The organism is Streptomyces sp. NBC_00287, from assembly GCF_036173105.1.
In the GTDB taxonomy this organism is placed as follows: Bacteria; Actinomycetota; Actinomycetes; order Streptomycetales; family Streptomycetaceae; genus Streptomyces.
Window position 1 is genome coordinate 8704732 of record NZ_CP108053.1, and the last position, 22030, is coordinate 8726761.

Sequence of the window (22030 nt, forward strand, 5' to 3'; positions counted from 1 at the left end):
TCTTCCAGGTCGGACGGCGTGTCGAAGGGGGAGCCACATGGTGGGGCGGAACAGGCGAACGGTACGTGACCTCAGGCGGGCCAACCGCTCGGTAGTCCTCCAGCGCCTCTACTTCGACGGCCCTCTCAGTCGCTTCGAACTCGGCCCGGCCACGGGCCTCAGCTCCGGCTCGGTCAGCAATGTCGTCGCCGACCTGCTCGCGGACGGCGTGCTGGAGGAGGCCGGCAACGTCGACTCCGACGGCGGACGGCCCCGCACCCTGCTGAGGGTGGCGCCGGGCAGCGGCCACATGATCGGCGTCGATGTAGGTGAGACCCGGGTGCGGGTCGAGCTGTTCGACCTCGCCCTGACCGAACTCGCCCGTTCGGAGCGGTTGTTGGGGCCCGAGGGGTACGAGGTCGATGTCGTCGTCGGACACATCCGCGACGCCGTCACCGAGGTGCTCGCCGCCGCCGACATCGTCCCGGAACGGCTGCTCGGCGTGGGCATCGGCGTCCCCGGCATCGTCGAGCACACGCCCGACCGCGGGGCCGTGGTGCACGGGCAGACGGTCGGCTGGGACGCGGTGGCGCTGGAGTCGCTGCTCCGGGAGCGCTGCGCGCTGCCCCCGACGGTCCCGTACTTCATCGACAACGGCGCCCGGACCCTCGGTCAGGCGGAGATGTGGTTCGGCGCGGCACGCGGTGCCCGCAGTGCGATCGTTGTGCTCTTCGGCTCCGGCGTCGGCGCCTGTGTCGTCACCCCGGAGGCCGAGGACGGGCGCGCGGTCGAAGGCGGGCATCTGACCGTACGGGTGGGAGGGCGCCGCTGCCGGTGCGGCGCGCTCGGCTGCCTGGAGGCCTACGCCGGTGCCGAAGCGCTTCTCGACCGCTGGCGCGAGAGCGGCGGGCGCCCGCCGGAAGGGGCCGACCAGGAGAGCGCCCTGGCCGCCCTGGCCGCCGACCCCGAGGCCCGGGTCCTGCTGGCGGAGACCGCGGAGTACATCGGCGCGGGCCTGTCCGACCTGATCAACCTCTTCCAGCCCGAGCGCATCCTCATCGGCGGCTGGGCCGGCCTCAGGCTCGGTCCCGCGCTGCTGCCCGACGTACGCCGGCACGCGGCCGCGTACGCGCTGCGCCACCCCGCCGAGCGGGTCACGATCGACCTCGGCGGTCTTGGCCCCGACGCGGTCACCGTAGGGGCCGCCATCCTGCCGCTCGCGGACTTCTTCACCCACGGCGGCCGCCGCGCCGACCCGGCCCCCGAGAGCCCGCAGCCCGCGTGGCGGGCGGCGCTGGAGGAACGCGCGCCGCGCTGACGTTTCGCCACACGGCACCGGAGGTACTCGGCTGGGCCTCTGGCGACGCGAGGGAAGGAGGACGCCGTGACGGACGAGAACGGCGAGCCCGTCCCGCGGGACCTGCCGGACCAGCAGGCGGGAGAGGGCCAGGATCCCTGGGACGTGGACCCCGCCCCCGAGGACGAGGAACAGGACGACGACGTCCCCGACTCCGACGAGGCCGGGTCGGCCCGCAAGGGAGCCCCACGGGACGCGAACGTGCACCCCGAGCACCCGGCGCCGGACGAGTCACCGGCCTGACCGGCGGGGACGGCAAAGCTGTCGCCCCGCTCTCAGCTCGCCTTGCGGCCCTGCAGCGGCGCCGTGGCCATGCCGGCGCCCTGCCGGAGGCCGTGCAGGAACTCCTCCAGGACCTCGGAGGCCGTGTGCCGGGGCTGCCAGCGCAGTTCCGTGCGGGCACGGGTGCAGTCCATCAGGGGCAGGCGCAGGACCGCGTCGAAGAGATGCGGCGAGGCCGGCAGCAGATGCAGCCCCCACGCGGCGGCGATGGCCGAGCGGGCCGCCGTAGGCGGCAGCCGTACCGGACGGGCGTCGAACATCTCGCCCAGCAGCTCCGCGTCCACCGGCGGCTCGGCCGCCAGATTGAAGGCGCCGCGCACATCCGAACCGATCGCGAGCCGGTACGCCTCGGCCGCGTCGTCGGTGTGCAGCGCCTGCACCCTGAGCCCCGGGATGTCGGGCAGGAACGGCAGCAGCTCCGGTCGCGCCAGCGGTCCCGGCACGAAGCGTCCGCCGAAGATCCTGCGCTGCTCGCTCGCCGACTCCCGCTTGAACAGGAACGCGGGCCGCATCCGCACCACCCGTACCCGGGGGTGGGCCCGGTCGAAGGCGTCCAGCGTCCGCTCCAGATAGGCCTTCTCCCGGCAGTACGCGGCGCCCGGCCAGCCGTGCGTGGGCCACGACTCGTCGACGGCGTGGTCCTTCGACCCCGGCGAGTACGCGCCGACCGACGAGGCGTGCACCAGCGTCGGCACCTTCGCCGCGGCCACCGCCTCGAATACGCGGATGCCGCCCAGCACGTTCGTCCGCCAGGTCACCGCCGGATCGTGCGTGGGCTGGAACGCCCAGGCCAGATGGACGACGGCGGTGGCGCCCTCGAACAGCTTCGTCAGCTCGGCCTGCGCGGACGCCAGGTCGACCGCCGCCCACTCCGTCTTCCGCGGCGACCACTCCGGGATCCTGCGGGCCAGACCCAGCACCGAGCCGACCTCGGGGTCCTCCGAGAGAAGCCGCACCACACTCGTACCGACGTTCCCCGTGGCGCCGGTGACAACGATCCTGCTGTCCTGTGCGCTGGTCACCTTCGGCTCCTCTCGGCCGCTGCGGGGGAGTAGCCGAGTACCCCCGGGAGGGGCACGGCATCCGAGAAGGCCGGGCACAGGAAAAAGCCCCGACCGCGACGGGGGAATCACGATCGGGGCGATCAGGGGCGGGTACGGATGGCGGTCGCCTCTCGGCGAAAGGCTCCACAGGGCTTCAGCCGAACGATCGTCCCTGTGGGCAAAAGGTGAGGCCCGGGGACACTGTCCCATCCGTACCCACGCCTTGTTCAACGGGCAACCACCCGGGGCTGTTCCACGGCCGTCGGTGATCCGTGTCACCTCCGCGTCAGCCCGCCACGCGCGACGGCACCTGCCCTTCCCGGGTCCACGCCAGCAGCTCCTCCAGCGTCCAGGTGGTGACCACGCGGTCCGCGGGCACCCCGCACTCCTCGGCCCGGGCACAGCCGAGGACCTGCCAGTCCAGCTGGCCGGGCGCGTGCGCGTCGGTGTCGATCGAGAACAGCACCCCCGCCTCCACCGCCCGCCGTAGCAGCCGTCGCGGTGGGTCGAGCCGCTCGGGCCGGCTGTTGATCTCCACGGCCGTGCCGGTCTCCGCGCAGGCGGCGAACACCTCGTCCGCGTCGAATTGCGACTCCGGCCGTGGCTTGCCCCCGTCCCGCCCGGTGATCAGCCGCCCGGTGCAGTGCCCGAGCACGTCGGAGTGCGGATTGCGTACGGCGCTCACCATGCGCCGGGTCATCGAGCGGGCGTCCATCCGCAGCTTGGAGTGGACCGAGACCACCACCACGTCCAGCCGCTCCAGCAGCTCCGGCTCCTGGTCCAGCGAGCCGTCCTCCAGGATGTCGCACTCGATACCGGTCAGCAGCCGGAACGGCGCCCAGGTCTCGTTCAGCGCCGCCACCACGTCCAGTTGCTCCCGCAGCCGCTCCGCCGACAGCCCGCGGGCTACGGTCAGCCGGGGGGAGTGATCGGTCAGCGCCGCCCACTCGTGCCCGAGCGCGGCCGCGGTCCGGCCCATCTCCTCGATCGGGCTGCCGCCGTCCGACCAGTCGGAGTGCAGATGGCAGTCCCCGCGCAGCAGCGCCCGCAGTTCGGCGCCGTCGGCCTCGGCCGGCGTCTCGGCCTGGAGCTTCTCCAGATAGCCGGGCACCTGCCCGGCCAGCGCCTCCCGCGCCACCTGCGCCGTCTTCGGACCGACACCGGTGAGCGACTCCAGCGTCCCGGCGGCGGCCCGCTCGCGCAGCTCCGCCTCCGGCAGCGCCGCCAGCGCCCGGGCCGCGGTGCGAAAGGCCCGTACCCGATAGGTGGGCGCGAGGGACCGCTCCAGCAGGAAGGCGATCCGCTCCAGTGCCTCTACGGGATCCATCGCCACCTCCGCCTCCAGGGTTCCGCAGGGGTGCGGGGTCCGCACGACGGACCGGCCGTCCGCAGGGTTCGGAACGGCCGGATCCGCTTTAGGCTCTATTGCATGACCGAAATCGCGAGCCCGTACATCTCCCACCCACGGATCATGGTGCTCGGGGTCCAGCCGGGCACGCCCCCGTTCCGCATCGTGGAGATCGACGGCATTGTGGTGGGTGAGGCGAAAGCCGTCACCGATGTCCTGTCCGCCGCCGCAGCGTTCGGCATCACGGTCCATGATCTGGACGACCCGGATGTGGTGCGCTGGGTCGGCGGCGACAAGTTCACCTGGACCCGGCACTAGGAATCAGCCGACGGTCCACTTCTGGTTGGCGCCGCCCGTGCAGGACCAGATCTGCAGCCGGGTGCCGTTGGCCGAGTTGTTGCCGGTCACGTCCAGGCACTTGTTGGCCTGCGGATTGACGATGTCTTGTGCCGCGGTGACGGTCCAGCGTTGGTTGGGGCCGCCGGTGCAGTCCCACAGCTGGACGGTGCTGCCGTCCGCAGTGCCGTTGCCGGTGACGTCCAGACACTTGCCGAGCGCCCGGAGCGTGCCGTCCGTGCCGACGGTCCACTGTTGCGCGGCGGTGCCGTTGCAGTCGTAGAGCTGGACGGGGGTGCCGTTGGCGGGGTTCGCCCCGGCGGCGTCGACGCACTTGCCGGCCAGGCCTCTGATCGCGCCGCCCGCGGGGGTGTCGCCCGTGGTCACGGTCACGTGGTCGACCACCAGTTGCTGCGGGAAGACCGTGGAGCCGTCCGGGTCTCCGGGCCAGTAGCCGCCGACCGCCAGGTTGAGGATCAGGAAGAACGGCTTGTTGAACACCCAGCTCCGGCCGCCCAGGTCGGCCGGTGTGCGCCGCTGGTAGACGTTGCCGTCCACGGACCAGGTGATCGAGTCGGGCGCCCAGTCGATGGCGAAGGTGTGGAAGGCGTCGGCGAAGGCCTGTCCGTTCGGGAGCGAGTAGGCGGCGCCGATGCCGCCCGCGCCGGAGTAGCCGGGGCCGTGGATCGTACCGTGGACCGTGGAGGGCTCGTAGCCGACGTTCTCCATGATGTCGATCTCGCCCGAGTCGGGCCAGTTGACCGGCGTGCCGAGCATCCAGAACGCGGGCCACATGCCCTGCCCGCGCGGCACCTTGATGCGCGCCTCGATATGCCCGTACTGCGCGGTGAACTTGCCCGCGGTGTTCAGCCGGGCCGAGGTGTACTGGCAGGTCCCGTACCAGCACTGATAGTTGGCGGGGTTCTCGCGCCGGGCCGTGATGACCAGATGGCCCTGGCCGTCGAGGGCGGCGTTGCGGTTGCCGGCCGTGTAGTACTGCCGCTCGTGGTTGTTGACGTTGTCGCCGGTCTCGATCTGCCACTTCGAGGAGTCGACCGCGGATCCGGCGGGCCCGTCGAAGGTGTCGGAGAACGTCACCGCGGCGACGCCGACGTCCGCTTCGTCCTCCGCTCGGGCGGGTCCGGTGGCGGCGGTCGCGACCAGGGCGGCCGACAGCGCCGCCAGTAGCCAGGTGCGGAGTCTGCGGGAAGAGGGCACGACTCTCCCTTCCGTCGGCGTCGCGTGAGGTGCGGGTGCCGACCGAGGTGGGGGGTGAAGGTGTCGCCCTTGATTTAAGGAGTGAGATAAGGCCCCGTCAATACCTTGGTGCAGACCAGTAGTTGGCTCAGTCGTGCACCACCCGGCCCAGTCGCCGCCCCAGCAGCAGATAGCCGATCAGCGCCCCCGAGGTGTTCAGGATGACGTCGTCGATGTCGAAGGCGCGGCCGGTGATCAGGGCGCCCTGGGCGAACTCGACCAGAAGCATCACCGTCGCCGTCAGCAGCAGCACCCGCAGCACGCCGCGTGCCTGCGGCGCGAGGACCGGGGCGAGCACCCCGAAGGGGATGCCCAGCAGCAGGTTCCCGCCGATCTGCTTGACGGCGTCACGCAGCTCGGGCTGGTCCAGATAGGCCCTGAGGGACCGGCCCGGACGCAGGTTGGTGTGCGTCAGGGACTCCGAGGCGGGGGAGGGCTCCAGGGTCAGCTTGGCGAGCACCACCGCGAACGCCACCAGCAGCGTGAACGCGCAGAGCATCGCCACGAGCTGGGCCAGGAAGCGGAGCGGGCGGGCCGAGCGGGACGCCTTCTCGGGTTCGGCCGCCGGTACGGACTTGCGGGTGCGCGGACGGCGCACCCCGGTGCGGGAACGTGAGGCTGCACGGGCCATTCGGTCCTCCAGTCTTCAACTTCCCTATGTGCTAAGGCGGTTACCCGCAGAGCGGCCGAGGATGCCGCCGAGTCGTTTCTCCGGGCGCTGCCGGGGCACTCCGGGCGGAGACCCGCGCGCCGTCACGCCCCTCGCCGGGCACGGTGTTTGGATGGCGCGCAAAGCGACGTAAACGGACATCGTAGGCAAGGGAGGCGGCATATGAGGCGCACGGCCGAGTTCCTGATCTGGTGGGCCGCGCTTCTCGTCCTCTGGCTGGTTCTCGTCACCACGGTGGACACCCTGGAACTCGCCGTCGGCGCGGGCGCCTCCGCCCTCGGCGCCCTCGCCGCGACCGCCGCACGCCGGGCGGTGACCCCCTCATGAACGGCTGGCTGCTCACCGCGGGCGCGGTCCTCGCGGGCGGCGGGGCGGCTGCCCTGTTCGGCGTGGCCACCGGACCGTTGCGGCGCCGCGTCGTCGCCCAGAACCTGTCGACGGCCTTCGCCTGCCCCGGCCTGCTGCTCCTCGCCCAGGCCTACGACCGCCCGTCCTACGTCGATGTCGCCCTCGTCCTCGCCCTGCTCGGCCCCGTCGGCACCCTCGTCTTCGCCCGCCTGCTCGCCGAGGACCTGGCCGCGGACCCACCGCGCGCCTGGGCCGTCACCTGGGCCGCGGCGGGCCTCGGCGCCGCGGTCGTCCTGGTGCTGTGCGCCGCCACCGGCCCGAGCCGCGCCCTGGTCAAGCTCCTCGTCATCGGCGCGCTGCTGATCGGCGGCAACGTCATCGCGTCCCGCGCCCTGGCCGGTGGTTTCGCGGGGGTGCGTGGTGGCTGACGCGGTGATCCTTGTGGCCCTGCTGCTGGTCGCCGGGTGCGCGACCATGGCCGTACTGGTCCGCGACCCCGTCCACCAGGCCCTCGTCCTCGCCGTCCTCGGCACCGTGCTCGCCGTGCTGTTCACCGTCCTCCAGGCGCCCGACGTCGCGCTCTCGCAGCTCGCGGTGGGATCCGCCCTGACGCCGCTGCTGATGCTCCTCGCGGTGCGCAAGGTCCGGCGCAAGGGACGCGAGCGATGAACCGGCGCACCCGCCTGTGGCTCGTCGCCGTCGGCGGCGCCGGACTCGCCGCTCTCCTCGCCGCCGCCTGCCTGGAACTCCCCGCCTTCGGCGGCACCCGGCACCCCTACGGCGACCGTGCCGTGCACGAGTCCCTCGCCCGGCACACCGCCAACACGGTCGCCTCCGTCAACTTCGACCAGCGCGCCTTCGACACCCTCGGCGAGATCAGCATCCTGTTCGCCGCCGTCCTCGGCTGTGTCGTCCTGCTCCGCCAGACCCGCGACGAACACCGCGCCAGGCCCCAACCCGCCGACGTGGCCCGCCCGGTCCGCCGCTACGCCCTCGCCGTCCTGCCCATCGCCCTGCTCACCGGCCTCTACGTCATCGCACACGGCCAGCTCAGCCCCGGCGGCGGCTTCCAGGGCGGCGTCGTCGCCGCGACCGCCCTGCACCTGCTCTACCTGGGCGCCGACTACCGCGCCCTGGAACGCATCCGCCCGGTCGGCCTGTACGAGGTCGGCGACGCCCTCGCCGTCTCCGCCTACCTCGTCAGCGGCCTCGCCTGTCTGATCGGCGCCGGCTCGTTCCTCGCCAACACCCTGTTGCTCTACGGCACGTTCAACACGCTGTCCTCCGGCGGCACCGTGCCCCTGCTGAACGCGGCCGTCGGCATGGAGGTCGCCTGCGCGGTCGTCGTCCTGCTCGCCCGCTTCCTGGACCAGGCCGTCGAGATCGAGGAGGAGAACGGCACGTGATGGACGTGTTCCCCTACCTGGTCGCCGCGTGGATCTTCCTGGCCGGCTGCTACGGCCTTGCCACCAGCCGCAATCTGATCCATGCGGTCGGCTGTCTGAGCGTGTGCCAGTCCGCCACCTATGTGCTGCTGCTGGCCGTCGGCTACCGCGACGACGCCACCGCCCCCGTCTTCTCCGACCTCGAGCCCGGCTCCCGGCCGGTCGTCGACCCGGTCGTCCAGGCCCTCGCCCTCACCGATGTCGTCGTCGGCGCCACCGTCACCGCCCTGCTCCTCGCGCTCGTGGTGCAGATCGCCAAACGGCACGGCACCCTCGACCCCGACGAGCTCTCCGAGCTGCGCGGCTGATGGACGACCTGCTGCCGTTGCTGGTCGCGGTCCCGCTGCTGGGCGCCGCCCTGCTCGTCGCCGGGGGCCGCCGTCTGCACCGGGTCGCCGCCGAGTCCATGGGCTGCGCCGTCTCCGCCGGTACGGCCGCCCTCGCGCTGGTGCTGCTGCTGAACTCCTCGCCGCCGTACGTCGAATGGGTCGGCGGCTGGACCCCCGTGGACGGCCGCAGCGTCGGCATCGTCCTGGTCGGCGACGGTCCAGGGCTCGGCATGGCCGCGCTCGCCTCGCTGCTGACGCTCGCGGCCCTGGCGTACTCCTGGCACTACTTCGACGAACCGCCGCGCCGGCACGCCGGGTCCTTCCCCGCGCTGATGCTGTTGTTCCAGGCGGGCATGTGCGGATTCGCGGTCGCGGGCGACCTGTTCAACGCCTTCGTCTGGTTCGAGCTGATGAGCGTCGTCGCCTACGCCCTGACCGGCCACCGGGTCGAGGAGGCCAGGGCCGTGCAGGGCGCCCTGACGTTCGCCGTCGTCACCTCGCTCGGCGCGTACGCCATGCTGATGGGCATCGCGCTGCTGTACGCCCGTACCGGCGAACTCGCCATGAGCCAGATCGGCCGGGGCCTGGACGCACACGGCCCGCCCGACGCACTGGTCCTCGCCGCCTTCGTCCTCGTCCTGACCGGAATACTGGTCAAAGCGGCGGCCGTGCCCTTTCACTTCTGGCTCCCCGACGCCCACGCCGTCGCCCCCACCCCCGTGTGCATGCTTCTCTCGGGCGTCATGGTCGAACTCGGCGTGTACGGCGTCTGGCGGGTGTACGGCACCGTCTTCGCCGGACCCGGCGGCGTCCCGCCCGCCGACCTGGAGCGGGTGCTCGTGACGCTCGGCGCGCTCACCGCGGCCATCGGCGCCGTCATGTGCTGGTACCAGCGGCACATCAAACGGCTGCTCGCCTACTCCACCGTCGCCCACACCGGACTCTTCCTGACCGGCGTCGGCGTCCTGACCCCCGAGGCCGACGACGGGGTCGCGCTGTACATCCTCGGCCACGCCGGAGTGAAGGCCGCCCTGTTTGCCTGCGCGGGCATCCTGCTGGACCGCTACGGCAGCGTCGACGAGCACGCGCTGCACGGACAGGCACGCGAACTGCGCGGAGTCGCCGTGCTGTTCACCATCGGGGCGCTCGCCCTCGCCGGACTGCCACCCTTCGGCACCGCGCTCGGCAAGGCCCTCACCGAGGAGGCCGTCGGCGGCCCGCTCACCGTCCTGTACGTGGCGGCGACCGCGCTGACCGCCGGGGCGGTTTTGCGGGTCGCCGCACGCGTCTTCCTCGGCCTCGGCCCCGCCCCGGGGGACGCGACCGACTACGAGACCACCGGTTCCGGCGAGCGGCCCGAGACCCGGCACCGGCTCAGCCGGGTCCCGGACACCATGACCGCGGTGCCCGCGCTGCTGCTCGCCGCCGCGCTCACCGTGGGCGTGGCGCCCGGCTTCGCCGACGTCGTCGCGCACTCCGTCAACGAGGCCGGATCGGCGGGCGCCGTGGTCGCCTCCGTGCACTGGACCCCGGTCGGCGTACTGCTGGGCCTGCTGTCGACCCTGCTGGCCGCCGCTCTGGCCGCCGTCGCGGTGGCCCGCCCGAGGTGGCTCGCCGCACCCGGCTGGGCGGACCCGCTCAGGCGCCTGCAGTCCGGCCACGTCGGGGACTACGTGGCCTGGCTGCTGGTGGGCGCCGTAGTGCTCGGCGCGCTCGCCCTGCCCGGTGTCCTGACCGCCTGATCACGCGGCCTGATAGGTGACCTTCACCTCCTTGAAGCCGAGCGAGCCGAGCAGGCCCTTGAGCATGTCGGTGGTGTTGCCCTCGGCGCGCTCGGTCAGCGCGCTCTCCTTCGCGGCCGCGCCGATGTGCTTCGCCGCGAGCTTCTGCACCGCCTGCTCACTGTTGGGGTTGTCCGAGAAGAGGTCGCCGATCCGGTCGAGCAGCCCGCGCTGCTTGGAGACGGCGTAGGAGCGGTCGGGGTCGAGCGCGGGCTCCCCGAGTGCCGCGTGCGGCAGCCGGAGCGTGGCCGACGTGCGGTCGTCGTTGACCTTGACGTCGTTCTCGCCGACCTTGCCGAGGTCGACGTAGGCGTCCACGGTGCCCGCGCCGACGTACAGCGTGCGGGAGCCGCGGATCGCGTCGGGCAGGTACTTGGCGTCCTTCTCCAGATCGACCACGACCTGGAAGTTGCCCGAGGCCGCGTCGTAGCGGCTGATGTCCTGGATGGACTGGAGCAGAGCGGGGCCCGAGCGGTCGTGGGTCTCCGTGCCGAACAGGTCCTTCAGGCCCGGGATCACGCTCAGCCCGATCCCGGCGAACAGTACGGCGAGCACCAGTACGACGGCGCTCACGGCCTTCGCCCAGCCGGGTATGCGCCTGGGGAGGCGCCTGATGGGAGTCGTCATGGCGACGGCCCTCCTTCCTACCCTTCGGATGCCCCCCAAAAGCCTTGCGAGACCCGGTGGTTGGCCGAATGGCGCCCCTGACGTAGGCATATGGGGCGCATTAGCGTGAGAGGCCGTCCTCACCCCTTTTCGGCCAGGAGACGTGGATGAGTCGGTCCCTTTGCCCCATGCACCGCGTCACGTTCCCCAAGCCGGGCCCGCCCCGGCTCGCCACTCTCGCCACCGGCACCCCGGTGTGGATCGTGACCCGGCACGCCGAGGTGCGGCAGGTGCTCATGGACCCCCGGTTCGACCGCAGCTCCCTGCACGCGCCGGACGCCCCTCCGCTGCTCGCCGTACCGAATCTGCTCGACGACCCCGACGGGCTGCTCAATCAGGACGGACCCGCACACCAGCGGCTGCGCGGGACGGTGCAGCGGGCGTTCACCCCGCGTGCCGTCGCCCGCTGGCGGCCCTGGGTGGCGTCGGTCGTCGAGGAACTGCTGGACGCCTTCGCCGAGCGGTCCAGGCCGGCCGACATCGTCGACGGGTTCGCGCTCGCGCTGCCCGTGTCGGTGATCTCCCGGCTGATGGGCCTGGAGCACGTCGAACGCGACCGGATCCGCTCCTGGGCCGACCACGCCCTGTCCGGAGGGGCGCACACCGTCGATCAAGTGATCGCCGCCATGGGGGAGTTCGGCGCCTTCGCGGCGGAACTGGTCGCCGAGCGGCGGCACAAGCCGGGGGAGGACCTGGTCAGCGCGCTGGTGGCGGCGGGGGACGGACTCGGCATCGACGACCGGCAGTTGGTGTCCCTGGTGTGCGGTCTGGTCGTGGCGGGACACGAGACCACCATGACCGCCCTCGGCAACATCCTCGTCTACCTCCTCACCGACCGGCGGGACGCCTGGCCGCGGCTCGGCCAGGACCAGGAGGCCGCCTCGACGGCGGTGGAGCAGCTGCTGCGCGCCGTCCCGCTCAGCGAGGGACGGCTGCTGCCCGGACTGATCCGCCGGGCCGTCGAGGACGCCGAGATCGGCGGGGTGAAGATCCCCGCGGGCAGTGTCGTCGCCGTCCAGACGAACTCCGCGAGCCGCGACCCCGAGGTCTTCCCGCCCGGCCGGCCCGACCTGTTCACGCCCCTGACCTCGCCCAGCGTCGTCTTCGGCGCCGGACCCCACCACTGCCTGGGCGCCTGGCTCGCCCGCCTGGAACTCGGCATCGCGCTGCACCGCCTCGCCGCCCGCTTCCCGGGGCTGCGCGCCGAGTTCGGCACCGACACCATCGACTGGCGGGAGGGACAGATCACGCGCAGCCCACGGCGGCTGCCCGTGTCATGGTGAGACCGATCCGCTCAGTAGCATGAGGCCGGCAGCCGGAATGATCATGCGAGGAGCGGATTCGTGCGAGACATCGCCGTGTTCAGCGGTAGCGCCCACCCCGAACTGGCGGCGGAGGTCTGCGCGCATCTGGGCGTGCCGCTCAGCCCCACCCGGGTCAGCCGCTTCGCCAACGACTGTCTGGAGGTGCAGCTCCAGGCCAACTGCCGGGAGCGGGACGTCTTCCTCATCCAGCCGCTGGTCGCCCCGGTCCAGGAGAACCTCGTCGAGCTGCTGCTGATGTGCGACGCGGCACGCGGGGCCTCCGCGGGCCGGATCACCGTGGTCATGCCGCACTACTCCTACGCCCGCTCCGACAAGAAGGACCAGCCCCGCATCTCCCTCGGCGGACGCCTGGTCGCCGATCTGATGGTCGCGGCCGGCGCGAGCCGGGTCCTCGCCATGACCCTGCACTCGCCCCAGGTGCACGGCTTCTTCTCGGTCCCGGTCGACCATCTGCACGCCCTGCGCGAACTGGCCACCCACTTCCGCCACTACGACCTGTCCCGCACGACCGTCGTCTCGCCCGACCTCGGCAACGCCAAGGAGGCCGCCGCGTTCGCCCGGATGCTCGGCGCCCAGGTGGCCGCGGGCGCCAAGCAGCGGTTCGCGGACGACCGGGTCAGTATCAACTCCGTCATCGGTGAGGTCGCAGGCCGCGATGTCATCGTGCTGGACGACGAGATCGCCAAGGGCAGCACCGTCCTCGAACTCCTCGACCGGCTGCGGGAGTTGGGGCCGCGCTCGATCCGGGTCGCCTGCACCCACGGACTGTTCACCTCCGGCGCGCTCAAGCGGATCGGTGAGCAGCCCGACGTACTGGAGATCGTGTGCACCAACACCGTGCCGGTCCCGGCAGAGGAGCGCACCGACAAGCTGCGGGTGCTCACCGTCGCTCCCCAGCTCGCCGAGGCCGTACGCCGTATTCACAACGGTGAGTCCGTCAGCGCCCTGTTCGACGCGCCGCGAAACGAATAGACATGAGGTAGAGCAGGGCGACCCCGGCCTCATCCAGGTGACCAGGAGGGCCAGCTGTGGCGAAGGCGAAGTTCCAGCGGACCAAGCCGCACGTGAACATCGGCACCATCGGTCATATCGACCATGGCAAGACGACGCTCACGGCGGCCATCACCAAGGTGCTGCACGACAAGTTCCCCGACCTCAATCCGTACACGCCGTTCGACCAGATCGACAAGGCGCCCGAGGAGCGGCAGCGCGGGATCACCATCTCGATCGCCCATGTCGAATACCAGACGGAGCGGCGGCACTACGCGCACGTCGACTGTCCGGGGCACGCGGACTACATCAAGAACATGATCACGGGCGCCGCCCAGATGGACGGCGCGATCCTGGTCGTCGCCGCGACCGACGGGCCGATGCCGCAGACCAAGGAACATGTGCTGCTGGCCCGGCAGGTCGGTGTGCCGTATGTCGTCGTCGCGCTCAACAAGACCGACATGGTCGACGACGAGGAGATCCTGGAACTGGTCGAGCTGGAGGTGCGGGAGCTGCTCAGTGAGTACGAGTTCCCGGGCGACGATGTGCCGGTGGTCAGGGTCTCCGCGCTCAGGGCTCTGGAGGGCGACGAGCAGTGGACCCAGTCCGTGCTCGATCTCCTCGACGCGGTCGACTCGGCGGTGCCGGAGCCGCAGCGTGACGTGGACAAGCCGTTTCTGATGCCGATCGAGGACGTGTTCACCATCACCGGCCGAGGCACCGTCGTCACCGGCCGGATCGAGCGCGGCACGCTGCACGTCCACAGCGAGGTCGAGATCATCGGCATCCACGAACAGAAGACGAAGACCACCGTCACCGGCATCGAGATGTTCCGCAAGCTCCTCGACGAGGGCCGCGCCGGGGAGAACGTCGGACTGCTGCTGCGCGGGGTCAAGCGGGAGGACGTCGAGCGCGGGCAGGTCGTCATCAAGCCCGGATCGGTCACCCCGCACAAGGAGTTCGAGGCGCGGGCGTACATCCTGTCCAAGGACGAGGGCGGCAGGCACACGCCCTTCTTCCACAACTACCGCCCGCAGTTCTACTTCCGCACCACCGACGTCACGGGCGTGGTGACCCTGCCGGTTGGCACCGAGATGGTGATGCCGGGCGACAACACCACCATGTACGTGCAGCTGATTCAGCCGGTTGCCATGGAGGAGGGGCTGAAGTTCGCGATCCGCGAGGGCGGGCGGACGGTGGGCGCCGGACAGGTCACCAAGATCGTGAAGTAGCCGCGGTATTGATCCTCACGCCTCACACTTCATACCGACCCGGACGTGGCCTCGGGCTGGCCCAGGGCCGCGTCCAGCGTCGGATGCGGAGGCAGCAGCTTGGCCAGGCCGGTCAGCCGCAGCACGCGCAGGGTGAGCGGATGGACGCAGACCAGATGGAGCTGTCCGCCGTGGTCGAGGACCCTGGTGCGCGCCCGGTACAGCAGCCGCAGTCCCGAGCAGTCGAAGAACTCCACGGGCCTGAGGTCGATCACGATCCGCGCGTGCGGACGGGACGTCATCCGGTCCAGGTAGGGGAGGAGTTCGACCGCCGCGGCGATGTCGATCTCGCCGTGGAACTCCAGCACCGTATGTTCCCGGTGCCGGCGGACGCGCAAGTGGCGGGTGAGCGGCGCAGGCTCCTGCTGCACGACGACATCGCCTCCAACCTGCTCCTTCGGCTGCGGGGTTGCAGGTCACCGGGGGCCGGGGTGACATCGTGCAGCGAGCGTACGAGCGCTGGGCCGTCACCGGGCACCGAGTGAGAGCAAAACCGTTCCCCGCACTGCAAGTTACCCCTGATGGAGTGAATCTGAGCATGTTCGATTGACATATGTCTGTGAATTGCGCGCCGGCGTGTTCGGGGCGCGGTCACGACAGTGCGTGCCAGGCCTTCGACAGAGCCTGGCGGAACTGCTCGGCCTGGTGTGCCGTGAGATCCCGCACCATCCGCTCCTCCAGCTCCCGCACCGGTTCCTCGTGCCGGGCCAGCAGCTCGCGCCCCTCTTCGGTCAGCAGGATCAGCAGCTCCCGCCGGCTCTGCGGATTGCGCTCCCGCCGGACCAGACCGCGGGTCTCCAGTGACCGTACGAGATCGGCGATGGACTGGGCGGTGACGAACGAGTCGCGGGCCAGCTGGGCCGCCGAGAGTCCGTCGTGCCGCTGCAGCACGGTCAGCGCCGTGTACTGGAGCGCGGTGATTCCCGAGGCTCTGACCAGCTCGTCCAGGTGGGAGCGCACCACGAGCTCCACCTGTTTCACCATGTAGAGAAGCGAGGGAGGTGCCTTGGTCGTCTGGGTGCCGGTCATGGGACCGAGCCTAGGGCATTGACAGGAAACCTGTCTGTAATGAGACTGCGACCCAGACGGTGAATCAACAGGAATCCTGTTGGTTGAAATCTTGGCGATGAAGCTGAGGAGTGGCGATGACCACCTTCGAGATCGAACCCGGCCGACTGTTCATCGGGGGCCGGTGGCGCGAGGCCGCCGACGGGGCGCGCACCGAGGTGGTCGACCCGTCCCGGGGCGCGGTCCTCACCACGGTCGCTCAGGCGGGCCCCGCCGACGTGGACGCGGCCGTCCGGGCCGCCCGGGAGGCCTTCGACAGCGGGACCTGGTCCGGGCTGAGCGGACGCGAGCGCGGCCGGGTGCTGCACCGCGTCGCCGAGCTGATCCGCGAGAACGCCGACGAGATCGCCCGGCTGGAGAGCCTCGACGTGGGCAAGCCCATCACCCTGTGCCAGGCCGTCGATGTCACCAACGCCGCCAACGACTACGAGCACTTCGCCGCGCTCGCCCACTCCCTGCACGGCGCCAACCGCGACACGCCCCTGAACGCCCTCGCCTACACCCGGCGCGAGCCGCTCGGCGTGGTCGCCGCGATCACCCCCTTCAACTTCCCGCTGATCCTGGCCGGTTCCAAGCTCGGCCCGGCGCTCGCGGCCGGTAACACGGTCGTCCACAAGCCCGCCGACGAGACCCCGCTCAGCGCCCTGTACATGGCCGAACTGCTGCAGAAGGCAGGCGTCCCGGACGGCGTGGTCAACGTCGTCACCGGCACGGGCCCCGGGGCGGGCGAGGCCCTTCTGCGCCACCCGGGCGTGGACAAGGTCGCGTTCACCGGCTCCACCGCCGTCGGCCGGCATGTGGCGAGCGCCGCCGGGGAGGCCCTCAAGCCCGTCACCATGGAACTCGGCGGCAACGCCGCCCACATCGTCTTCGAGGACGCCGATCTGGAGAAGGCGGTCGGCGCCGTCATCAAGGCCTTCGTCTTCAACACCGGCCAGTTCTGCATGGGCGGCCCCCGCCTGCTGGCGGCCCGACCCGTCTACGACACCCTGCTGGGCATCCTCGCCGAGGCCGTCCCCGGCGTCCCGGTCGGCGACCCGCGCAGGCCCGAGACGGTCGTGGGCCCGATGGCGGGGGAGAAGCACCTGAGGAAGGTCGAGGAGTACGTCGACCTGGCCCGCAAGGAGGGCGGCAGCATCGTCTGCGGCGGTGAACGGCTCGACCTGGACGGCGGCTACTACTACCGGCCCACTGTGATCGCCGACCTGCCCAACGACTCCCGGGTCGTGCAGGAGGAGGTCTTCGGGCCGGTTCTCACCGTGCAGCCCTTCGACTCCGAGGACGAGGCGGTCGCCCTCGCCAACTCCACGCCGTACGGCCTCGCTTCGGGCATCCAGACCGGCAGCCTCGCCCGCGCCCACCGTGTCGCCGAGCGGCTCCAGGCGGGCATCGTCTGGATCAACGACTGGGCGATGCTCGACCCCGCCGTCCCCTTCGGCGGGGTGAAGGACTCCGGGTTCGGCCGTGAGTACGGCCCCGAGGCGCTCGCCGCCTACACCAAGGTCAAGTCCGTCGTCGTCTCGCTCGCCTGAGGAGTTCCCTGCGATGCCCATCCCCACCCGCGCCGCCGTCGTCGAGTCCGGCGGCGCCCCTTTCACCCTCGCCGACGTCGTCCTGGACGACCCCGGTCCGCACGAGGCGGTCGTCCGTATGGTCGCGGCCGGCCTGTGCCACACCGACCTTTCCGTCGCGAGCGGCGGACTGCCCTTCCCGCTGCCCGGAGTTCTGGGGCATGAGGGCGCGGGCGTGGTGGAGGCGGTCGGATCCGCCGTCACCGCGGTCGCGCCCGGCGACCATGTCGCCCTGTCCTTCACCTCCTGCGGCGACTGCCGCAACTGCCGGGGAGGACACCCGGCGTACTGCGCCACCTGGCTGCCGCTGAACCTCATCGGCGGTCACCGGGCCGACGGCACCAGCACCATCGGCCGGGCCGGCGAGCCGCTGGGCGGCCACTTCTTCGGCCAGTCCTCGTTCGCCGAGCGGGCGTTGGTGGACGAGCGCAGCCTCGTCAAGGTCGACGCCGACGTGCCGCTGGAGTCTCTCGCCCCGCTGGGGTGCGGCGTACAGACCGGTGTCGGCGCCGTGTGGAACGTACTGAAGCCGGACACCGGCGACTCCGTCGTCGTCCTCGGCGCGGGAGCGGTCGGCCTCTCGGCGGTCATGGCCGCCGCCCTCACTCCCGCCACCACGATCGTCGCCGTCGACCGGGTTGGCGAACGCCTGGCGCTGGCCCGCGAGTTGGGCGCCACCCACATCATCGACGCGGCTGAGCACGACCTCGGGGAAGCCCTCGCGGAGATCACCGGCGGCCGGGGCGCCGACGGTGTCGTCGAGACGACCGGCAACGTCGGCGTGCTGCGCCAGGGCACCGACGCGCTCGCCGCCCGCGGCACCCTCGTCGTGGTGGGCGCCCCGCCGTTCGGGACCGAAGTCGCCCTGGACGTCAACGGATTGCTGGGCGGCAAGCGCATCGTCGGCCTCACCCTCGGTGACGCCGAGACGCAGACCTTCGTACCCGCCCTGGTCCGTCTGGTGAAGGAGGGGCGGCTGCCGCTGCACCGCCTGATCAGCACGTATCCGTTCGCGGACATCGATCAGGCGGTGCGGGACATGCGCGCGGGCAAGGCCATCAAGCCCGTGCTGGTGTTCTAAAGCCCGGTCACTCGCCCAGCAGGACCAGCTTCCCGGTGGTCCGGCCGGTGTCGCCGAGGCGGTGTGCCTCGGCGGCGTCGGCCAGCGGGAAGGTCCCGGCGATGGTGGCGCGCAACTCGCCGCGCTCGACGAGGTCGGCGACGGCCTTCATCCCGGAGTGCGAGGCGTCGACGAGCATCCGCAGCGCGCGCACACCGAGCCGCTCGGCCTCCGTGTACAGCTCGTCCGAGCCGACCGGCAGGATCGACACCAGCAGCCCGCCCGGCCGCAGCACCCGCAGCGAGCGCAGGCTGTAGTCGTCGCCGATCGTGTCCAGGACGACATCGACGTCCCGCACGGCCTCGGCGAAGTCGGTCGACCGGTAGTCGATCAGCTCGTCCGCGCCCAGCTTCCGCAGAAAGTCGTGCTTGCCCTCGCTCGCCGTGCCGATGACGTATGCGCCGCGCGCCTTGGCGATCTGCACGGCCACATGGCCGACCCCGCCGGCCGCCGCGTGGATCAGCACCCGCTGCCCCGGCCGGACGTCGGCCGTCTCGACCAGCGCCTGCCACGCGGTGAGGGAGACCAGCGGCAGCGCGCCGCCCTGGACGTGGTCGATCACGGCGGGCTTCAGGGCGAAGGCGCGGGCCGGGCCGGTGACGAACTCGGCGTGCGAGCCATGGCCGAAGGGGTACGGCAGCATGCCGAAGACCTCGTCGCCGGGCTGGAAGCGGGCGACACCGATACCCACCTGCTCGACCACGCCGGAGACGTCCCAGCCGAGGACGAAGGGCGGCTGCCCCAGGAAGCCGCCGTGTTCGCGGTGCTTCCAGTCGGTCGGGTTGAGCCCGGCGGCCCGCATCCGGACCAGAATCTCGTTCGGGCGCGGCGACGGCCGCTCCAGCTCCACTTCCTTGAGGACCTCGGGACCGCCGAGGACGTCCTGACCGATGGCGCGCATGGTGTTCACAGTGCTCATGGTCATTCAGCCTGCCCTGGGCGGCGAGCCCGGGAAATGGCACGATTGCCAACCTTCGATAGGATCGTGCCATGCATGAGCAGCACAGAGAACGCGTGGTCGTCCTGGCACTCGACGGGGTCTACCCCTTCGAGCTGGGCATCCCCGCCCGGATCCTCGGCGCAGCGAACGGCCGGTACGAGGTCCTGACCTGCAGCGTCGACGGCCGCCCGGTGCGCACCAATGCCGACTTCACCATCGGCGTCGCACACGGCCCCGAGATCCTCGCCACCGCCGACACGGTGGTGATCGCGGCGATCGACGCGTCATGCATCACCGAGGAACTCCCCGACGAGGTGAGCGCCGCCCTCGCGCTGATCCGCCCCGAGGCGCGCATCGTCTCCATCTGCACCGCCGCCTTCGTGCTCGCCGCGGCCGGACTGCTCGACGGACGCAAGGCCACTACCCACTGGCACCTGGTCGACCATTTCCGGCGGATGTACCCCCACATCGACCTCGACCCGGATGTGCTCTTCGTCGACGACGGCCGCATCCTGGCCTCGGCCGGCGCCGCCTCCGGCATCGACGTCTGCCTCCATCTGGTCCGCAAGGACCACGGCAGCCGGATCGCCAACTTCGTCGCCCGCGCCTGCGTCGTCCCGCCCTTCCGCGACGGCGGCCAGGCCCAGTACATCGAGCAGCCGGTCCCCGACGAGGCCGCCACGAGCACCGCGGCCACCCGCGCCTGGGCCCTGGAGCGCCTGGGCGAACCACTGACGCTCGCCGATCTCGCCGCCCATGCCCGGATGAGCGGGCGCACCTTCGCCCGCCGCTTCAACGACGAGGTGGGCCTGAGCCCCGGCCGCTGGATCGTCCAGCAACGCGTCGCCCGCGCCCGCCACTTGCTGGAGGCCAGCGATCTGCCGGTGGACCACATCGCCGGCGAGGTCGGCTTCGCCACCGGCGCCTCCCTGCGCCAGCATCTGCACGCGGCGATCGGCGTCTCGCCGCAGGCCTATCGGCGCACGTTCCAGGAATCCCGCCGCGCCTGAACGTTCTTGCCCGTTTCCGCGTCGGAGGAGCGAAGAACGGCACGGAAAACAGGGGGTGGGAATGCGCACAAGGCTGATGGCGGTGGTGTTCGCGGTGGCCGTGACCGCGGTGGGATGCGGTGACGACGGCGAGGGTGTGGTCGTCGAGGGGCGCGGCCCCGGCCAGGCCGTACAGCGGGCCGCTGCACGTACCCGCGCAGAACCTCGACGAGGACAGCCCCCGGGCGACGCGCATCGAGTCCGGGGCCGCGGGCCGCGCCCTCGAGTGCGACGGGGAGATCTACTCGGGCGGCGGCAGCGAGCCGTGGAGCGAGGGGGACGGGGGCTCCACCCCTGCGGAGGGCCTTGAGGCGTACTTCGAGATCGAGCAGGCGGACGTGCCACGCAGCGGCTACCGCGAGGAGCGCCGGGAGGGCGACCGGGTGCTGTACTCCTTCGACGTGGAGGGCCGTACCAAGGTCGCGGTGATCGTCGCCAAGGACCGGAAGAACCGGCCCGGTTGGGGACCGGAGACCAGCGCCTCCTGCGACCCGGCCGAACTCCTCGAGAGCTTCACGGACGCCCAGGGGTACGAGATCTGGACCGACCGGGACGAGCGGCGGGTGCCGATCACCAAGGTGAACAGCAACGTCGGCCCCGAGCACTGCGAGTGGCAGTCGGCCCACTTCCTGTCGACGGGCCAGGGGAAGGACGGCAGGCTCTACGCCCGCGACCCCGAAAAGGTGCTGCCCCCGGACTCGCTCACCTCCCCGTACGACGGCGACGTCCGTCTGCCCGCCGACGCCCGCGACACCGGATACCGGTACCAGGACCGCCAGTTGTGGCTGACGGACGACGACCCGACCAAGGCGTACATCCGCACGCCCGACGGAGTCGAGCTGTGGCCCCAGGTGAAGGACGGCGTCGGCTGCGCCTGAGGCTCAGCGGCTGGCGTGCAGCGCGACCAGCAACTGCCAGACCTGATGGGCCACCTCCTCGGACGTGGCCTCGATCAGGCCGTGCAGCCAGTCGCCCAGCACCCCGGCGAACGTGGCGGCGACGGCGGACGCTACGAGGGGGGCGTCCGCCGCGCCGGCCAGTTCCCGCTCCCGCAGGCTGTACGCCCTGAGGTCCCGGTGCAGCACCCGGCCCAGCGGGCCGCCGCCGCCCGGGCTCAGCAGCTCCCGGTACAGCCCGGCGTGCGGGGTGAGCGATGCGAAGAACTCCACCAGCGCGGGCGGCGCGTGCACCGGGTCCGGGCGGCCCCGCCAGGCGTGCAGCGCCTGAACGGCCTCCCGCACCACGTCCGCGCAGGCATCGACGGCCAGCGCCTCCAGACCGTCGTAGTGCAAATAGAACGTGGCCCGGCCGACCTCGGCCCGGCGCACCACCGCGGCCACCGAGACCCGGGCGAGCGGCCGTTCGGCGCACTCGTCGAGCAGGGCCCGGCGCAGCCGCTCCCGGGTGCGGGCGGCCCGTGGGTCCTCGGGCGGGGGCGTGCTCATCCGGCGACCAGGACGGCGGCCAGGGCGAGGGCTCCGGGCAGCGCCTGGGCGATCAGGATGCGGGGGTTCGCGGTGGCCGCGCCGAACACGCCCGCGATCACGACACAGACCAGGGAGAAGATCTGGACGCGGTAGCCCGTGGGATCGGCCGCGATCAGCCCCCAGATCAGACCGGCCGCCAGAAAGCCGTTGTACAGGCCCTGGTTGGCGGCCATCGGCGCGGTCGCGCGGGCCATTTCCGGATCGAAGCCGTGCAGCCCTCGCCCGGGCTTCTTCTGCCACAGAAATATCTCCATCACCAGGATGTAGACGTGCAGCGCGGCCACCAGGCCCACCAGCACGTTCGCGACCGTTTCCATGGCGGCTCCACTCTCTAGATCATGGACAGATCCTGGACAGGTGTCCACTGT

The 22030-nt window shown here is 71.6% G+C and carries 25 protein-coding genes and 1 pseudogene; 16 read left to right on the forward strand and 10 right to left on the reverse strand.

The annotated features are described in order from the left end of the window. The first annotated feature begins 37 nt into the window (after positions 1–37). Complete coding sequence (locus OHT76_RS39495) at positions 38–1297, forward strand: ROK family protein (protein ID WP_328875683.1); 1260 nt, start codon at positions 38–40, stop codon at positions 1295–1297. Between the two features lie 66 nt (positions 1298–1363). After that, complete coding sequence (locus tag OHT76_RS39500; RefSeq protein WP_328875684.1) at positions 1364–1579, forward strand: hypothetical protein; 216 nt, start codon at positions 1364–1366, stop codon at positions 1577–1579. 32 nt (positions 1580–1611) lie between these two features. Here the strand turns inward: OHT76_RS39500 and OHT76_RS39505 are convergent, their stop codons facing one another. Together OHT76_RS39505 and OHT76_RS39510 are read right to left on the reverse strand one after the other, a co-directional pair. Then, complete coding sequence (locus OHT76_RS39505; RefSeq protein WP_328875685.1) at positions 1612–2640, reverse strand: SDR family oxidoreductase; 1029 nt, start codon at positions 2638–2640, stop codon at positions 1612–1614. A 307-nt stretch (positions 2641–2947) separates the two neighbouring features. After that, positions 2948–3988, reverse strand: coding sequence for a PHP domain-containing protein (locus tag OHT76_RS39510; RefSeq protein WP_328875686.1), 1041 nt, complete (start codon positions 3986–3988; stop codon positions 2948–2950). Positions 3989–4090: 102 nt separating this feature from the next. Between OHT76_RS39510 and OHT76_RS39515 the strand changes: the two genes are divergently transcribed. Beyond that, positions 4091–4327, forward strand: coding sequence for a hypothetical protein (locus OHT76_RS39515; RefSeq protein WP_315883063.1), 237 nt, complete (start codon positions 4091–4093; stop codon positions 4325–4327). A gap of 3 nt (positions 4328–4330) precedes the next feature. On the opposite strand, the gene OHT76_RS39520 is transcribed toward OHT76_RS39515, so the two are convergent. Both OHT76_RS39520 and OHT76_RS39525 read right to left on the reverse strand, forming a co-directional pair. Continuing rightward, on the reverse strand, positions 4331–5563 hold the full coding sequence (locus OHT76_RS39520) for a ricin-type beta-trefoil lectin domain protein (RefSeq protein ID WP_328875687.1): 1233 nt from the start codon (positions 5561–5563) through the stop codon (positions 4331–4333). Positions 5564–5690: 127 nt separating this feature from the next. Next, positions 5691–6233, reverse strand: a complete 543-nt coding sequence (locus OHT76_RS39525; protein WP_328875688.1) for a VanZ family protein — start codon at positions 6231–6233, stop codon at positions 5691–5693. A 201-nt stretch (positions 6234–6434) separates the two neighbouring features. On the opposite strand from OHT76_RS39525, the gene OHT76_RS39530 reads away from it, so the two are divergent. Genes OHT76_RS39530 through OHT76_RS39555 form a run of 6 tightly spaced genes read left to right on the forward strand, consistent with a single transcriptional unit; the run spans position 6435 to position 10136 of the window. Further along, positions 6435–6599 (forward strand): hypothetical protein, encoded by a 165-nt coding sequence (locus OHT76_RS39530; RefSeq protein ID WP_328875689.1) that lies wholly within the window; start codon positions 6435–6437, stop codon positions 6597–6599. Further along, the gene (locus OHT76_RS39535; RefSeq protein ID WP_328875690.1) at positions 6596–7048 is read left to right on the forward strand and encodes an MrpF/PhaF family protein; all 453 of its coding nucleotides are present in this window, start codon (positions 6596–6598) and stop codon (positions 7046–7048) included. The genes OHT76_RS39530 and OHT76_RS39535 overlap by 4 nt, the downstream gene beginning before the upstream one ends. Beyond that, entirely contained in the window at positions 7041–7289 is a 249-nt protein-coding gene (locus OHT76_RS39540; protein WP_328875691.1) for a Na(+)/H(+) antiporter subunit B, read from the forward strand. The genes OHT76_RS39535 and OHT76_RS39540 overlap by 8 nt, the downstream gene beginning before the upstream one ends. Further along, positions 7286–8026 (forward strand): hydrogen gas-evolving membrane-bound hydrogenase subunit E, encoded by a 741-nt coding sequence (gene mbhE / locus OHT76_RS39545; RefSeq protein ID WP_328875692.1) that lies wholly within the window; start codon positions 7286–7288, stop codon positions 8024–8026. Before OHT76_RS39540 ends, mbhE begins: the two co-directional genes overlap by 4 nt. Further along, positions 8026–8373: a sodium:proton antiporter gene (locus tag OHT76_RS39550; protein WP_328875693.1), complete on the forward strand. Its 348-nt coding sequence runs from the start codon at positions 8026–8028 to the stop codon at positions 8371–8373. Before mbhE ends, OHT76_RS39550 begins: the two co-directional genes overlap by 1 nt. Continuing rightward, a complete protein-coding gene (locus OHT76_RS39555; protein WP_328875694.1) occupies positions 8373–10136 on the forward strand; it encodes a complex I subunit 5 family protein in 1764 nt (587 codons plus the stop codon). Before OHT76_RS39550 ends, OHT76_RS39555 begins: the two co-directional genes overlap by 1 nt. Here OHT76_RS39555 and OHT76_RS39560 read toward each other — a convergent pair whose 3' ends face one another. Next, positions 10137–10802 carry a DUF4230 domain-containing protein gene (locus OHT76_RS39560; RefSeq protein WP_328875695.1) on the reverse strand — a complete coding sequence of 222 codons (666 nt, stop codon included), beginning with the start codon at positions 10800–10802 and terminating at the stop codon, positions 10137–10139. It abuts the gene before it with no gap. A gap of 167 nt (positions 10803–10969) precedes the next feature. On the opposite strand from OHT76_RS39560, the gene OHT76_RS39565 reads away from it, so the two are divergent. The 3 genes from OHT76_RS39565 to tuf are packed head-to-tail and all read left to right on the forward strand — an operon-like array spanning position 10970 to position 14388. Then, positions 10970–12124 (forward strand): cytochrome P450, encoded by a 1155-nt coding sequence (locus OHT76_RS39565; protein ID WP_328875696.1) that lies wholly within the window; start codon positions 10970–10972, stop codon positions 12122–12124. Positions 12125–12184: 60 nt separating this feature from the next. Then, positions 12185–13138 carry a ribose-phosphate diphosphokinase gene (locus OHT76_RS39570; protein WP_328875697.1) on the forward strand — a complete coding sequence of 318 codons (954 nt, stop codon included), beginning with the start codon at positions 12185–12187 and terminating at the stop codon, positions 13136–13138. Between the two features lie 56 nt (positions 13139–13194). Further along, positions 13195–14388, forward strand: a complete 1194-nt coding sequence (tuf, locus tag OHT76_RS39575) for an elongation factor Tu (protein ID WP_328875698.1) — start codon at positions 13195–13197, stop codon at positions 14386–14388. Positions 14389–14417: 29 nt separating this feature from the next. Here the strand turns inward: tuf and OHT76_RS39580 are convergent, their stop codons facing one another. Then, on the reverse strand, positions 14418–14798 hold the full coding sequence (locus OHT76_RS39580; protein ID WP_328875699.1) for an anti-sigma factor antagonist: 381 nt from the start codon (positions 14796–14798) through the stop codon (positions 14418–14420). A gap of 220 nt (positions 14799–15018) precedes the next feature. Further along, positions 15019–15456 carry a MarR family winged helix-turn-helix transcriptional regulator gene (locus OHT76_RS39585; RefSeq protein ID WP_328875700.1) on the reverse strand — a complete coding sequence of 146 codons (438 nt, stop codon included), beginning with the start codon at positions 15454–15456 and terminating at the stop codon, positions 15019–15021. A 116-nt stretch (positions 15457–15572) separates the two neighbouring features. Here OHT76_RS39585 and OHT76_RS39590 point away from each other — a divergent pair, with 116 nt between their 5' ends. Both OHT76_RS39590 and OHT76_RS39595 read left to right on the forward strand, forming a co-directional pair. Beyond that, a complete protein-coding gene (locus OHT76_RS39590) occupies positions 15573–17027 on the forward strand; it encodes an aldehyde dehydrogenase family protein (RefSeq protein ID WP_328875701.1) in 1455 nt (484 codons plus the stop codon). Positions 17028–17040: 13 nt separating this feature from the next. Beyond that, the gene (locus OHT76_RS39595; RefSeq protein ID WP_328875702.1) at positions 17041–18147 is read left to right on the forward strand and encodes an NAD(P)-dependent alcohol dehydrogenase; all 1107 of its coding nucleotides are present in this window, start codon (positions 17041–17043) and stop codon (positions 18145–18147) included. Positions 18148–18154: 7 nt separating this feature from the next. On the opposite strand, the gene OHT76_RS39600 is transcribed toward OHT76_RS39595, so the two are convergent. Next, a complete protein-coding gene (locus OHT76_RS39600; RefSeq protein WP_328875703.1) occupies positions 18155–19105 on the reverse strand; it encodes an NADP-dependent oxidoreductase in 951 nt (316 codons plus the stop codon). Positions 19106–19176: 71 nt separating this feature from the next. Here OHT76_RS39600 and OHT76_RS39605 point away from each other — a divergent pair, with 71 nt between their 5' ends. Together OHT76_RS39605 and OHT76_RS39610 are read left to right on the forward strand one after the other, a co-directional pair. Then, entirely contained in the window at positions 19177–20136 is a 960-nt protein-coding gene (locus OHT76_RS39605; RefSeq protein ID WP_328875704.1) for a GlxA family transcriptional regulator, read from the forward strand. A 61-nt stretch (positions 20137–20197) separates the two neighbouring features. Beyond that, positions 20198–21053: pseudogene (locus OHT76_RS39610) on the forward strand (hypothetical protein). A gap of 3 nt (positions 21054–21056) precedes the next feature. Here the strand turns inward: OHT76_RS39610 and OHT76_RS39615 are convergent. Further along, complete coding sequence (locus OHT76_RS39615; RefSeq protein ID WP_328875705.1) at positions 21057–21620, reverse strand: TetR/AcrR family transcriptional regulator; 564 nt, start codon at positions 21618–21620, stop codon at positions 21057–21059. Continuing rightward, a complete protein-coding gene (locus OHT76_RS39620) occupies positions 21617–21979 on the reverse strand; it encodes a DUF1304 domain-containing protein (protein WP_328875706.1) in 363 nt (120 codons plus the stop codon). Before OHT76_RS39620 ends, OHT76_RS39615 begins: the two co-directional genes overlap by 4 nt. Between the last annotated feature and the right edge of the window lie 51 nt (positions 21980–22030).

Excerpts from the sequence above, each read along its gene's own strand:
- OHT76_RS39495 (WP_328875683.1), top strand. The coding sequence starts at position 38 with ATGGTGGGGCGGAACAGGCGAACGGTACGTGACCTCAGGCGGGCCAAC.
- OHT76_RS39510 (WP_328875686.1), bottom strand. The coding sequence starts at position 3,988 with ATGGATCCCGTAGAGGCACTGGAGCGGATCGCCTTCCTGCTGGAGCGG.
- OHT76_RS39515 (WP_315883063.1), top strand. The coding sequence starts at position 4,091 with ATGACCGAAATCGCGAGCCCGTACATCTCCCACCCACGGATCATGGTG.
- OHT76_RS39525 (WP_328875688.1), bottom strand. The coding sequence starts at position 6,233 with ATGGCCCGTGCAGCCTCACGTTCCCGCACCGGGGTGCGCCGTCCGCGC.
- OHT76_RS39530 (WP_328875689.1), top strand. The coding sequence starts at position 6,435 with ATGAGGCGCACGGCCGAGTTCCTGATCTGGTGGGCCGCGCTTCTCGTC.
- OHT76_RS39535 (WP_328875690.1), top strand. The coding sequence starts at position 6,596 with ATGAACGGCTGGCTGCTCACCGCGGGCGCGGTCCTCGCGGGCGGCGGG.
- mbhE (WP_328875692.1), top strand. The coding sequence starts at position 7,286 with ATGAACCGGCGCACCCGCCTGTGGCTCGTCGCCGTCGGCGGCGCCGGA.
- OHT76_RS39550 (WP_328875693.1), top strand. The coding sequence starts at position 8,026 with ATGGACGTGTTCCCCTACCTGGTCGCCGCGTGGATCTTCCTGGCCGGC.
- OHT76_RS39555 (WP_328875694.1), top strand. The coding sequence starts at position 8,373 with ATGGACGACCTGCTGCCGTTGCTGGTCGCGGTCCCGCTGCTGGGCGCC.
- OHT76_RS39560 (WP_328875695.1), bottom strand. The coding sequence starts at position 10,802 with ATGACGACTCCCATCAGGCGCCTCCCCAGGCGCATACCCGGCTGGGCG.
- OHT76_RS39565 (WP_328875696.1), top strand. The coding sequence starts at position 10,970 with ATGCACCGCGTCACGTTCCCCAAGCCGGGCCCGCCCCGGCTCGCCACT.
- OHT76_RS39585 (WP_328875700.1), bottom strand. The coding sequence starts at position 15,456 with ATGACCGGCACCCAGACGACCAAGGCACCTCCCTCGCTTCTCTACATG.
- OHT76_RS39590 (WP_328875701.1), top strand. The coding sequence starts at position 15,573 with ATGACCACCTTCGAGATCGAACCCGGCCGACTGTTCATCGGGGGCCGG.
- OHT76_RS39595 (WP_328875702.1), top strand. The coding sequence starts at position 17,041 with ATGCCCATCCCCACCCGCGCCGCCGTCGTCGAGTCCGGCGGCGCCCCT.
- OHT76_RS39600 (WP_328875703.1), bottom strand. The coding sequence starts at position 19,105 with ATGAGCACTGTGAACACCATGCGCGCCATCGGTCAGGACGTCCTCGGC.
- OHT76_RS39605 (WP_328875704.1), top strand. The coding sequence starts at position 19,177 with ATGCATGAGCAGCACAGAGAACGCGTGGTCGTCCTGGCACTCGACGGG.
- OHT76_RS39615 (WP_328875705.1), bottom strand. The coding sequence starts at position 21,620 with ATGAGCACGCCCCCGCCCGAGGACCCACGGGCCGCCCGCACCCGGGAG.
- OHT76_RS39620 (WP_328875706.1), bottom strand. The coding sequence starts at position 21,979 with ATGGAAACGGTCGCGAACGTGCTGGTGGGCCTGGTGGCCGCGCTGCAC.